Genomic DNA, 12,163 nt, shown 5'->3' on the forward strand with positions numbered 1-12,163 from the left:
GTCAGTGTGCGGCGGCGTCCTGGCTGATCCCCAGCGCGGCGGCGTACTGCGCGACGGCCAGCTTGCCGAGCGCGCCGTAGGCGCCGAGCACCTCGGCGGTGGCGCAGTCGGCCTCCTTGCAGGCGGTGTCGAGCAGCCCGTCGGCGGCCTCCGGGCCGATCAGGTACGGGGCGAGCGCGAGGAGCGTGGAGCCCTCGCGGCGCAGCTGCTCGGCGACCGCGGCCACCGAGCCCTCCTGGTCGAGGGCGGCGGCCTTGACGGGCACGGCGAGCCGGGCGGCCAGCAGCATGCCCGTGATCCCGGCGGCCTGCACGGCCTCCTCGCCACCGGTGGTGGCCAGGACGATGCCGTCGGCGGCGGTGGTCACGGTGAAGAGCCGGGCGCGGTCGGCGCGGGCCAGGCCCGCCTCGGACAGGCGCACGTGCAGGCCCTCGGCGAGCAGCGGGTGCGGGCCGAGTACGTCGGCCAGCTCGGCGGCGGCGGAGGAGTCCATCAGCGCCTGGCGGATCCGGCGGAGCAGATCGGCGTCGGGGCCGGCCAGCAGCGGTACGACCACGGCGTCCGGGCCGGTCGGCGCGGGCACCTCGTGGCCGGCCGCGCGGGCGAACTCCGCGCGCGCGACACGCTCGCCCGCGACGGCGCTCAGCACGCCGGACAGGGACGGGAACTCGGAGGCGTCGTCACCCTCGAGGAAGCCGATCCGGGCGTCGAGGCCCGGCAGCTCGGAGCGGCCGATGCTGATGATCTCTTCCGCGAGCCCACGCGAGGCGGCCGAGGGGGCACCGGGCACGGCGAGCACCAGCGCGGGCGCGCCCTCGGGCGCCACCGCGGGCTCGGGCCGGCGGTGCCGTCCGGTCTGGCGGGGTCGCGGCATTCGTACGGGCAGGCCATTTGCGGGCCCAGTGGGGGAGCTCATGGCGCCGCATGCTACTGGCTTATCGGAACAAGGTGTTCGGGCAGGGCCGTCTCGCGAGGCATCTGTCCGTATTTATCCGGTGAATATCAGATACGTTCAACTGACGGACGGCAAGCGCCAGTCCACAGGCTGTGAACCCTGGCCCACCAGCAGCTCGTTCGTCCGGCTGAACGGCCGGGAGCCGAAGAAGCCGTAGTCGGCGGACTTGGGGGAGGGGTGCGAGGACTCCACGACGGGCAGCTCACCGAGCAGTGGCCGCAGGTTGCGGGCGGCCCGCCCCCACAGGATGGACACCAGCGGTTTGCCGCGCGCGGCCAGGGCCCGGATGGCCTGGTCGGTGACGGCCTCCCAGCCCTTGCCCTGGTGCGCGTTGGAGCGCCGGGGCGCGGTCGTGAGCGACCTGTTGAGCAGCAGGACGCCCTGCCGGGTCCACGGGGTGAGGTCGCCGTTGGCCGGGCGGCCGGTGCCGATGTCCCGGTGCATCTCCAGGAAGATGTTGTCGAGGCTCGGCGGTACCGGTCGTACGTCGGGGGCGACCGAGAAGGACAGGCCCACCGCGTGCCCCGGCGTGGGGTAGGGGTCCTGCCCGACGATCAGTACCTTGACCTCGTCGAAGGGCTGTTGGAAGGCGCGCAGCACATTGGCCCCGGCCGGTACGTACGTCCTCCCCGCCGCGATCTCGGCGCGCAGGAAGTCGCCCATCGCGGCGATCTGCCCCGCCACCGGCTCCAGAGCCCGGGCCCAGCCCGGCTCGACGATCTCGTTCAACGGTCGTGCTGCCACGGTGGATCACTCTACTGGCCGAACGTGGCCGCCCGCACACACATCACGTCCGGCAGGTGCTCGGCGAGCAGTTGCCAGCTCTCGCCGTCGTCGTGGCTCGCGTACACCTCGCCGTTGCGGTTGCCGAAGTAGATGCCCGCCGGGTCCGCGTCGTCCGTGCACAGGGCGTCCCGGAGCACCGTGCCGTAGTGGTCCCCGGCCGGCAGCCCGCGTGTCAGGGGCTCCCAGGTGGCGCCCGCGTCCCGGGTGCGGAAGACCCGGCACCGGTGCTCGGCCGGGACCCGGTCGGAGTCGGCGTTGAGCGGGAAGACGTAGGCGGTGTCCGGCCGGTGAGGGTGGGCCGCGACCGCGAAGCCGAAGTCGGAGGGCAGCCCGCCGCCGATGTCGGTCCACCGGCCGCCCGCGTCGTCGCTGCGGTAGACGCCCCAGTGGTTCTGCAGGTACAGCCGGTTCGTGTCCCCGGCATCCTGGGCGATCTTGTGCACGCACTGGCCGAACTCCGGGTTCGGGTCCGGCAGGAACACCGCCGAGACCCCCTGGTTGGAGGGCGTCCAGCTGGCCCCGCCGTCCCTGGTCCGGAAGACCCCGGCGGTGGAGACGGCCACGGTCACAGCGTCCGCGTCGCGGGGGTCGGTGATCACCGTGTGCAGCCCCTCGCCGCCACCGCCCGGCACCCACTTGCCGCGGGTCGGGTGCTCCCACAGCGGGCGGACCAGCTCGAAGGACTCGCCGCGGTCGGTGGAGCGGAAGAGCGCGGCCGGCTCCGTCCCGGCGTACACCACGTCGGGCGCCTCGGGGCCGGCCGGATGCAGCTGCCAGACCCGCTCCAGGGAGGCGCCGGTGTCCATGGGGAACTTCACCGCGGGCGCGGTGGGCTCCCGCCAGGTCGCCCCGAGGTCGTCGGAGGTGAAGACGGACGGCCCCCAGTGCGAGCTGTCCCCGCCGACCAGCAGCCGGGGCGCCGGTCCGCGCCGGTCGACGGCGACCGCGTAGACGGCCTGGGCGTTGAAATGGGGCCCGTCGAACTCCCACGGCCCGTCGTCCCGGCGACGTCCGATGAAGAGTCCCTTGCGGGTTCCCACGAGCAGTACCGCGTCGGCCATGGCCGGCACCTCCGGACCTCGTCGTCCTGGGCGGGCGTTCCTTGTGGAGCGTCTTCGCGGACCAGTCTGCACCCGCCCGGTGACAGTGGCCCGGCGGGCGGCGCGGAACCGCCGAGTACCAGATCAATACCGATCATTTACCGCGCGGAAATGATTGTTGCTTGCATGTGGGTGGCCGGAATGGATTGACTTCAGGTCACTGCCGCCGCACGCGAGAGGACGTATGTGGCCACCGAGCACCTGTCCCCGCTCGACCTCGCCTTCTGGCGGATCGAATCCGCCGACCATCCCATGCACCTGGGCGCGCTCGCCGTCTTCCGTGCCGCCGGCCCCGGCTCCGCCGAGCGGGCCGCCGAGCTGCTGACCGCCCGCTGCACCGCGGTCCCGCGCCTGCGCCGCCGCATCCGCGACGTGCTGTTTCCGGTCGGAGCGGCCGCCTGGTCGCCGGACCCCGGCTTCGACCCGGCGCGGCACGTCTTCCTCGTCCGTACCGGCGAGGCCGTGCCGCACACCGCCGCCGGGCCCCTGATGGCCCGGCCGCTGGACCGGGCACTGCCTCCCTGGGAGGCGCACGTCCTGGCCGGGCCGGACCCGGACTCCTTCGCGGTGCTCTTCAAGTTCCACCACGCCCTCGCCGACGGACTGGGCGCCCTCGCCCTCGCGGCCACCCTGTTCGACGAGGGGACGGCCCCGCGGCCGCCCGCGCGGCCGGTCCCCGAGCAGCGGGCCGGCTCCCTCCTGCGCCGGCTTCCCGGGGTGCTGGCGGCCCGGGTCCAGGACGTCGGCCAGGCCCTGGAGATCGGCGCCGCCGTGGCCCGCGCCGGGCTGCCGCTCGGCGTACCGACGGCGCTCACCGCGGACTCCACCGGAGCCGGTGCCCGTGAGGTCGCCTGCCTCGCGCTCGACCTGGACGAGGTCAACCTGGTCCGCAAGGGCGCCGGCGGCACCGTCAACGACGTGCTGATCGCCCTGGTCGCCGGCGCCCTGCGGCGCTGGATGGCGGAGCGGGGCGACCCGGAACCCTGGGGCGCCGGACCGCGCGCCCTGATCCCCGTGTCCCGCCGCCGTGGGCCCGGAGCGGCCGGGGGCGCCGGCAACCGGCTCTCCGGCTATCTGCTCCGGCTGCCGCTCGCCGAGTCCGACCCGCTGTGCCGCCTGGACCGGGTGCGCGCGGCCATGGACCGCAACAAGGACGCCGGACCCGCCCGCGGCGCCGGGGCCGTCGCCCTGCTCGCCGACCACGTCCACCCGCTCGGCCACCGGCTCGGCGGCCCGCTCGTGGCCCAGGCGGCCCGGCTGCTCTTCGACATCCTGGTCACCAGTGTCCCGCTGCCGGGCTTCACCTTCACCCTCGGCGGCAGCACGGTCCGCGAGGTCTATCCGCTCGCCCCGCTGGCCCGCGGCCAGTCGCTGGCCGTGGCGGTTTCCACGTACAAGGGGACCGTCCACTACGGACTGGTGGCCGACGCGGCGGCCGTCCCGGACCTGGCGGCTCTCGCCGGGGCGCTGCGCGCGGAGCTCGACGCGCTTGTACGAGAGGTCTCGTAGTACGACGAAATTCGTAGTACGGTGACTCTCGAACTTAGTCGATCCCCGGCATGCCCGGTCGTATCTGGAGAGCCTGATGAGTGCTGCACCCGCCGCTTTCGCCGCCCTGTTCGCGCCCTGGACGCTTCGCTCCGTCACCATCCCCAATCGCGTGTGGATGGCCCCGATGTGCCAGTACAGCGCCGAGGCGTTCGGGCCGAACGCGGGCGTGGCCGACGACTGGCACTTCGCCCACTACGCCGCACGCGCCACCGGCGGTACCGGCCTGATCATCCAGGAGGCCACCGCCGTCTCCCCGGAAGGCCGGATCTCCCCCTACGACCTCGGCATCTGGAACGACACCCAGGTCGAGGCGCTGCGCCGGATCACCTCCTTCCTCAAGGCCCGGGGCACGGTCCCCGGCATCCAGATCGCGCACGCCGGCCGCAAGGCCTCCACCGACCGCACGTGGAAGGGCGGGGGGCCGGTCGGGCCCGAGGCGCACGGCTGGCAGCCGGTCGCCCCGAGCCCCCTGGCGTTCTCCGAGGGCCACCCGGTGCCGCACGAGCTGACGGTCGACGAGATCCATGAGATCGCCGGCCGATTCGCGGCCGCCGCCGAGCGCGCGCTGGCCGCGGGCTACGAGGTCGTCGAGATCCACGGCGCCCACGGCTACCTCATCGGCGAGTTCCTCTCCCCGCACAGCAACCGGCGCACCGACGAGTACGGCGGCTCCTTCGCGAACCGCACCCGCTTCGCCCTCGAAGTCGTGGACGCCGTACGGGCGGTGTGGCCCGAGGAACTCCCGCTGTTCTTCCGGATCTCCGCCACCGACTGGCTGGAGGAGGACGGCTGGACCGCCGACGAAACGGTCCGGTTCGCGCAGCTGCTGTCGGCGCACGGGGTGGACCTGCTCGACGTCTCGACCGGCGGGCTCGCGCCCCACGTGAAGATCCCCGTCGGTCCCGGCTACCAGGTGCCCTTCGCGGCCCGGGTCAAGGACGAGACCTCGCTGCCGGTGGCCGCCGTCGGTCTGATCACCGAACCGGAACAGGCCGAGAAGATCCTCGCCAACGGGGAGGCCGACGCCGTCCTGCTGGGCCGGGAGCTGCTGCGCGACCCGTACTGGGCCCGCCGTGCGGCGGCCGAGCTGGGCGCGGAGGTCCGTACGCCCGCCCCGTACCACCGGTCCTGGTGATGTGGACGGCTCCGGTGCCCGGGAGCGGTGCCGGAGCCGTACCACTGCTTTCCGCCGATTTCCGTGAGGCGCCCGTCTTCTTCGACGGCTCTCGTACGATGGGGGCCCGCAGGAACCGGAACGCAGCGAACCGAGTGAGTGGAGCAGGGACATGACGGAACGGGACACCTCCCGCATCCTTGCCCACCCCGAGGCGGGCGAGATCCGCCTCGAAGGCGTGCTGCACGCACTCTCCGACCCGGTCCGGCTGTCCATCGTCCTGGACCTGGCCGCCTCCTCCGAGGATCTGGCCTGCTCGTACTTCGTCCTGCCCGTCACCAAGTCCACGACCACCCACCACTTCCGCGTCCTGCGCGAGAGCGGTGTCGTACGCCAGACCTACCGCGGCACCACCAAGCTCAACGCCCTGCGCCGGGAGGAACTGGAGGCGCTGTTCCCCGGCCTGCTCGACAGCGTCCTCGAGGCTGCCGCGGCCGAGGAAGCGCGACTGGCCTCCTGAGGACCGCTCTCACAGCGGTCCGGCCGCGCCCAACAGGCCCTGCCAGTCCGGGATCTTCACCGAGCGACGACCCAGGGAGCGTCCCAGATCCGCCTCGGCCGCCTCGATGGCCAGCCAGCCGGGCCACCGGACCGGCCGCAGGCCCGCCGCCCGCAGGGCGTCCAGCGGGTCCCCGGGGAGGTCCCGGCGGGCCAGTGCCCCCGCGTCCTGGAGCAGTGAGGACACGGTCTCCTTGGCGCAGGGCCGGTTCGTGCCGATCACCCCGGTCGGGCCGCGCTTGATCCAGCCCGCCACGTACTCGCCGACCGAGGCCCGGCCCGCGCGCAGCACGCGGCCCGCCGCGTGCGGGACCGTGCCCCTGGCGGAGTCGAAGGGCAGCCCGGCGATCGGAACGCCCCGGTACCCCACCGAGCGCAGCACCAACTGCGCGGCGATGTCCTCGTGGACGCCCGTCCCGGTCACCCCGCCGCTGCCGTCCGGGGCGGTGCGCTCGAAACGCATCCCGGTGACCCGGCCGTCCGGGCCGCCCAGGATCTCCACCGGGCGCAGGTAGAACCGCAGCGCGATCCGGCGCGGTCCGTCGCCCGGGCCCGCTGCGGCCCAGCCGCGCAGCACCTCCAGGTTCCGCCGGGCCACCGCCGGCAGGGCGGCGGCCGCCACCGGGTCGGCGTACGTGGGGTCGAGGGCCAGCTCGGCCGGGTCGGCGCCGACGTCCACACCGGGCAGCGTGCCCAGTTCCCGCAGCTCCTTGGTGGTGAACCTGCCCTGGGAGGGTCCGCGGCGGGCCACCATCGCCACCCTGCGCACCCCGCTGTCCGCGAGCGCGCCGAGCGCCGCCTGCGGCATGTCCGTCGGCGCCAGTTCGGCCGTGCCCCGGGCCAGGATCCGCGTCACGTCCACCGCGACGTTGCCGGCCCCGACCACGACGGCGCTGTCCACCCCGGGCAGGTCGAAGGCCTCGGCGGCGGCATCCGGGTGCCCGCTGTACCAGGACACGAAGGCCGTGGCGGAGTGCACCCCGGTCAGTTCCTCGCCGGGGATCCCCAGCATCCGGTCCCGGGCCGCGCCCACGCAGTACACCACCGCGTGGTAGAGCTCCAGCAGCCGGTCCGTGGACAGCCGGTCCCCGCCGACCTCGACGTTCCCGAGGAAGCGGATCCGCTCGTCCTCCAGTACGGTGCGCAGGCTGCCCTGGAGCGATTTGATCTTCTCGTGGTCGGGGGCGACCCCGTACCGGACGAGCCCGTAGGGGGCGGGGAGCCGGTCCAGCACGTCCACCCGCACCCCGGGCACCTCGCGCTGCTGCACCAGCGTCTGGGCCGCGTAGACCCCGCTGGGGCCCGATCCGACGACGGCGACACGAAGCACGGCGGAGCTCCTCCCGCAGGTGGTCCCAGCATGACACCGGCCCCCCGCGGAGTCAGCCCATCGCGCGCATCCGGTGGATCTCGGCGCTCTGCGTGGCCACCACCTCGGTGGCCATCTCCTCCACCGCCACGTTGTTCCCGCCGGCCAGCGCCTCGCCCGCCATCTTCACGGCGCCCTCGTGGTGGGCGGTCATCAGGGTGAGGAAGAGCCGGTCGAAGTCGGCCCCGCCGGCCTCGGTCAGTTCCTTGATCTGCTGCTCCGTCGCCATGCCGGGCATCGCGCCGTGGTCGTGTCCCTGTGCGTGCCCGCCGGAGCCCGCAGACGGGGCCGCCGCAGGGGCCGGGTAGCGCGCCAACCACTTCTCCATCGCGCCGATTTCGGGTTTCTGGGCTGCCGTGATCCGCTCCGCCAGCCGCTTGACCCCGTCCGTCGCGGCCCGCTCGGGGGCCAGCGAGCTCATCGTCAGCGCCTGCCGGTGGTGTTCGATCATGCGGGACACATAGGCGTGGTCGGCGGCGTTCGGGCTGTCGTCGGGTTTCGCCTTCGCGGCCTGCTCGGGGGTGAGGTGACGGGCCTTCTCACCCGGCTTTCCCGGGGCGACGATCGTGGCCCGGCCGTCGTCGGCCCGGTCCGATCCGTCGTCCCCCTGGCAGCCGGAGAGCGTCAGCAGGAGGCCGGCGGCCACCGCCGCCGGCGCGAGTCGGCCGAAGCGTGCTTGTAAGCCGGTCCGGCCCTTGAGGGCTTTTGCCATGTCCATGAAGGGAAGATACTGCCGGGGTCCTGGTTCCGTTCCCTTGTGGGCGGAACCGATCGGGCTCCCATGGGAGGGCACAGTGACCTCGTTACACACCAGGCGGGTGCGAAACAGGAGGGTGGGGGTGGCCGTCGCCGCGGCCGGGCTCCTCACCACGCTCCTGGCAGCCGGACCGGCGGCCGCCACCCCCGACCCGGGTGACTTGACACCCGGCAGCGCGAACCGGCAGAGCGCGGGCCTCGCCGAGGGCGGGGAGCTCGCCCCGGGCGACATCCCCGGCCAGGACGAGATCGTGCACAGCCGGAACATCAAGCCCCTGGCCAACATCCCCAGCACCGACCCGACGGTGATCAACTCCGACCTGGCCTTCCAGGGCAGGTACGCCTACGCGGGCAACTACAACGGCTTCACCATCTACGACATTGCCAACCCGAAGGCCCCGAAGACCGTGAGCCAGGTGCTCTGCCCCGGCGGCCAGAACGACATCTCGGTCCACGGCGACCTGCTCTTCCTCTCCACCGACTCCTCGCGCAGCGACGACTCCTGCAACAGCGTCTCGCAGCCGGCCACGGAGAAGTCCTCGTGGGAGGGCATCAAGATCTTCGACATCAAGGACAAGAAGAACCCCCGGTACATCAAGTCCGTCGAGACCGCCTGCGGTTCGCACACCCACACCCTGGTGCCGGGCGACCGCGACCTCTACCTCTACGTCGCCTCGTACTCCCCGAACGAGGCCTTCCCCGACTGCAAGCCGCCGCACGACGGCATCTCGATCGTGAAGGTCCCGAAGAAGGCGCCGACCAAGGCCGCCGTCGTCGGCTTCCCGGTCCTCTTCCCGGACGGCGGCAACCCGGGCGCGCCCACCAACCCCGGCGTCTCCAAGACCACCGGCTGCCACGACATCACCGTGCTCCCGTCGAAGAACCTGGCCGCCGGCGCCTGCATGGGCGACGGCATCCTCTTCGACATCAGCAGGCCCGAGCAGCCGCGGGTCATCGACCGGGTCCAGGACAACGTGAACTTCGCGTTCTGGCACTCCGCCACCTTCAACGAGCGGGCGAACAAGGTGGTGTTCACCGACGAGCTCGGCGGCGGTGGCGGCGCCACCTGCAACGAGGCCACCGGTCCGAACCGGGGCGCCGACGGGATCTACGAGATCACCGGTCGCGGGGACCAGCGCAAGCTCGTCTTCCGCAGCTACTTCAAGATCCCGCGCCACCAGGCGGACACCGAGAACTGCGTGGCCCACAACGGCTCGCTGGTCCCGGTCGGCGGCGGCCGCGACATCATGGTCCAGGCCTGGTACCAGGGCGGCGTCTCCGTATGGGACTTCACCGACTCCGCCCGGCCCGAGGAGATCGCCTACTTCGAGCGCGGACCGCTGACGACGGATCAACTCGGGCTCGGCGGATCCTGGTCGGCGTACTACTACAACGGGCACATCTACTCGAACGACATCACCAAGGGCCTCGACGTGCTGCGGCTCGACGACTGGCGCACCGAGAGCGCCAAGTGGGTGCGGACGGACCGGCTCAACGTGCAGACCCAGCCCGAGTACCACTGACCTCAGGGGTGCGAAGGAGATGAAGGAAACGTTCCGCCGGGCGGTCCGCCGTCCGGCGGAACGCCGAGCTCCCAGTCCAGCCCGTAGCGCTGGAACAGCTCGGCCCGCAGCCGCCGTGCCGGCATCGGGGCGCCGGGCAGCAGGATCGCCACCGCCGCGCCCATCAACTGGGCCCGCAGCAGCGGATAGTCCGCGTCCGGATCCGCAGAGCCGTACCGGACGAGCGTGTCCCGCAGCAGTTCCGCCAGCCGCTGCTGCTCGGGGCACTGCACGAAGCCCTCGGCGGTGAGGATGACCGCCATGTGAGTGCGCATCAGCAGTGGTTCGTCCCGGATGAGCCCCAGGATCGCGTCGATCGCGCGCGCCAGCCGCTCGCGCCCGCAGTCGCTGCGGGGCTCCCGCTCCAGCGCGGCGTGCAGGGTGAGGTACATCAGCCGGTGCACCGCCGACTGCAGCAACTGCCGTTTGCCCGGGAAGTAGTACGAGACCAGACCGCGCGCCGCGCCCGCCCGGTCGGCGATGTCGCCCAGGGTCGTGGCCTCGTAGCCGCGCTCGGCCACGAGTTCGACCGCGGACTGCAGCAGCCGCTCCCGGGAACGTCTGCGCAATTCTTCATTGACCGATGCGCTGCGCGGGGACATGCTTACTCCTGCGTTGACTGGCTGCGAGCCAATATACTCAGCGCACGGGGTCGCCTGCTCTGGGTGACACGGGGGATCATCCAGGGCAGGCACGCCGTACCCTCACCGCTCCACCGGGTCGCAGCCGCGTGCGCGGACCGGCACGGACGTCACGAGAGCCACCAGGGCCACTCCCAGGAGCCAGCCCGCCAGCACGTCCGAAGGCCAGTGCACCCCGAGGTACACCCGGGTGAAGCCGACCCCGAGCACCGAGACCGCGGCCACCGCCCAGGCGGTCACCGCCCACACGACCGGCGACCGCGCGCCCGGCGACCGCGCCGGGCCCGGGCGGGGGAGCAGCCACAGGAGCAGTCCGCACACCACCGTCGCCGTCATGGCGTGCCCGGACGGGTAGGCCGCGTACTGGGCCGAGTCCACCGGATCCGACCACACCGGCCGCTCCCGCCCCACCAAAAACTTCAGCCCCTGCTGCACAACCGAGGCCGCCAGCGTCACCAGGGCCACCAGCAGAGCACGCCCCCGGTCGCCCCGCCACCACAACAGGACGCAGGCGACGGCCGCCAGGGCCCGCATCGTCCAGGGGTCCCACACCCAGTCGCTGAGCACCCGCATGAACTGCGTGACCGCGGGATGGGACACGGCGTGGGCGTGCAGATCCCGCGCGACCCGTTCGTCGTACGCGAGCAGCGGCCGCCACCCCGCCACCACCAGTGCCGTCAGGACCGCCGCGAGCAGCGCACAGCCGATGCCCGTCCACCACAAGGGATCTTTGCGCATGCGGAGATCCTCGCACCGCGAACCGCCGGGCGGCGGCGGGCAGCGCCGGGCGCGCCCGCACTACGCAAGGGCGCTCAGCCCCGGTACGAAGGCCACCACCAGCGGGATCGCCGGGACCAGCGTGGCCAGCGCCGTCAGCCGCAGCCTCCGCCCCGGGGACAACCGGGGCGCCGCCGACAGCAGTCTGCGCACCCGCTGAGGGACGTGCGCGTGCTCGGTCGAGGAGGTCCCGAACACCCCCCGGTCCTCGTTGAGTCCGACCAGCGCCAGCGCGATCGTCAGCCGTCCGAACCGCCGGGAGGCCACGTCGTCGGCGGCCATCTCCACCAGCCGGTGCATCTCCGCCTCGAACGCCGCGAAGACCGGCACCTGCGGGAAACCCCGGGCCAAAGCCCGCGAACAGTGCAGCAGCCAGTCGTGCCGGGCCGCCGCGTGCCCCTGCTCGTGCGCCAGCACGGCATCCAGCTGGCTGCCCTTCAGCCGGCCCAGCGCCGCCGTCGTGATCACCAGCTGCGGCGCCGCTCCCGGCAGCCACCAGGCATCCGGCCGAGGCCCCTCCAGTACGACGAGCCGCGCGCCCGCCGGATCCTCCCCGGGCAGCAGCGGGGCCCGCTCCAGCAGTTCGCTGCCCTGCGCGCGCCGCCGGGCCCGCGCCCGCAGCACCTCACCCGTCAGCATCGCCCCGGTCCACAGCCCGCCGCCCGCCAGCGCGAGCGCGGTGACGGCGGCCCAGGGCCCGCCGGACGCGCCCAGCGCATAGGCGTCGACCACGCCGTGCGGGGCGGCGGCGAAGAGCCGGCCCCGTACCGCCTGCCAGGCCGCCGCCGCGCTCAGCAGCATCGACAGCCCGAAGCACAGGAGCACCGCGCCGACCACGCACTGCCACACCCACAGGGCGACGACCGGCTCGCGCTCGGGCCACCGGGCCCGGGCCAGCAGACGGGGAGCGAGCACCGCGGTCAGGGCGCCGAGCAACAGGAGGGCGGCGGGGACCATCATGGTCGCCAGCCTATGAGCGCGGGACTACCTGCGG

The 12,163-nt window shown here is 73.2% G+C and carries 12 protein-coding genes; 4 read left to right on the top strand and 8 right to left on the bottom strand.

Annotated elements, in window-relative coordinates:
* Window position 1: 1 nt before the first annotated feature.
* The 3 genes from OG373_RS34120 to OG373_RS34130 all read right to left on the bottom strand — a co-directional run bounded on the left by OG373_RS34120 (window position 2) and on the right by OG373_RS34130 (window position 2,802).
* Window positions 2–916 carry a sirohydrochlorin chelatase gene (locus OG373_RS34120; RefSeq protein ID WP_397734019.1) on the bottom strand — a complete coding sequence of 305 codons (915 nt, stop codon included), beginning with the start codon at window positions 914–916 and terminating at the stop codon, window positions 2–4.
* Window positions 917–1,012: 96 nt separating this feature from the next.
* Window positions 1,013–1,699: a uracil-DNA glycosylase gene (locus OG373_RS34125; RefSeq protein ID WP_030012774.1), complete on the bottom strand. Its 687-nt coding sequence runs from the start codon at window positions 1,697–1,699 to the stop codon at window positions 1,013–1,015.
* Between the two features lie 11 nt (window positions 1,700–1,710).
* Window positions 1,711–2,802 carry a WD40/YVTN/BNR-like repeat-containing protein gene (locus tag OG373_RS34130; RefSeq protein ID WP_405442386.1) on the bottom strand — a complete coding sequence of 364 codons (1,092 nt, stop codon included), beginning with the start codon at window positions 2,800–2,802 and terminating at the stop codon, window positions 1,711–1,713.
* Between the two features lie 225 nt (window positions 2,803–3,027).
* On the opposite strand from OG373_RS34130, the gene OG373_RS34135 reads away from it, so the two are divergent.
* The 3 genes from OG373_RS34135 (at window position 3,028) to OG373_RS34145 (ending at window position 6,026) form a co-directional block, all read left to right on the top strand.
* Window positions 3,028–4,350 (top strand): wax ester/triacylglycerol synthase family O-acyltransferase, encoded by a 1,323-nt coding sequence (locus OG373_RS34135; protein WP_405442388.1) that lies wholly within the window; start codon window positions 3,028–3,030, stop codon window positions 4,348–4,350.
* A gap of 76 nt (window positions 4,351–4,426) precedes the next feature.
* The gene (locus OG373_RS34140) at window positions 4,427–5,527 is read left to right on the top strand and encodes an NADH:flavin oxidoreductase/NADH oxidase (protein WP_405442390.1); all 1,101 of its coding nucleotides are present in this window, start codon (window positions 4,427–4,429) and stop codon (window positions 5,525–5,527) included.
* A 151-nt stretch (window positions 5,528–5,678) separates the two neighbouring features.
* Window positions 5,679–6,026 carry an ArsR/SmtB family transcription factor gene (locus OG373_RS34145; RefSeq protein ID WP_405442391.1) on the top strand — a complete coding sequence of 116 codons (348 nt, stop codon included), beginning with the start codon at window positions 5,679–5,681 and terminating at the stop codon, window positions 6,024–6,026.
* A 9-nt stretch (window positions 6,027–6,035) separates the two neighbouring features.
* Here OG373_RS34145 and OG373_RS34150 read toward each other — a convergent pair whose 3' ends face one another.
* Window positions 6,036–7,394, bottom strand: coding sequence for an FAD-dependent oxidoreductase (locus OG373_RS34150; RefSeq protein WP_405442393.1), 1,359 nt, complete (start codon window positions 7,392–7,394; stop codon window positions 6,036–6,038).
* Window positions 7,395–7,446: 52 nt separating this feature from the next.
* Entirely contained in the window at window positions 7,447–8,151 is a 705-nt protein-coding gene (locus tag OG373_RS34155; RefSeq protein WP_405442395.1) for a DUF305 domain-containing protein, read from the bottom strand.
* A 76-nt stretch (window positions 8,152–8,227) separates the two neighbouring features.
* Here OG373_RS34155 and OG373_RS34160 point away from each other — a divergent pair, with 76 nt between their 5' ends.
* Window positions 8,228–9,712: an LVIVD repeat-containing protein gene (locus tag OG373_RS34160; RefSeq protein WP_405442397.1), complete on the top strand. Its 1,485-nt coding sequence runs from the start codon at window positions 8,228–8,230 to the stop codon at window positions 9,710–9,712.
* Between the two features lie 2 nt (window positions 9,713–9,714).
* Here OG373_RS34160 and OG373_RS34165 read toward each other — a convergent pair whose 3' ends face one another.
* The 3 genes from OG373_RS34165 to OG373_RS34175 form a co-directional block, all read right to left on the bottom strand.
* The gene (locus tag OG373_RS34165; RefSeq protein ID WP_405442399.1) at window positions 9,715–10,353 is read right to left on the bottom strand and encodes a TetR/AcrR family transcriptional regulator; all 639 of its coding nucleotides are present in this window, start codon (window positions 10,351–10,353) and stop codon (window positions 9,715–9,717) included.
* 102 nt (window positions 10,354–10,455) lie between these two features.
* Complete coding sequence (locus OG373_RS34170) at window positions 10,456–11,130, bottom strand: phosphatase PAP2 family protein (protein ID WP_405442401.1); 675 nt, start codon at window positions 11,128–11,130, stop codon at window positions 10,456–10,458.
* 60 nt (window positions 11,131–11,190) lie between these two features.
* Entirely contained in the window at window positions 11,191–12,129 is a 939-nt protein-coding gene (locus OG373_RS34175) for a M56 family metallopeptidase (protein WP_405442403.1), read from the bottom strand.
* Between the last annotated feature and the right edge of the window lie 34 nt (window positions 12,130–12,163).

The organism is Streptomyces avidinii (assembly GCF_045161815.1).
Taxonomy (GTDB): domain Bacteria; phylum Actinomycetota; class Actinomycetes; order Streptomycetales; family Streptomycetaceae; genus Streptomyces; species Streptomyces avidinii.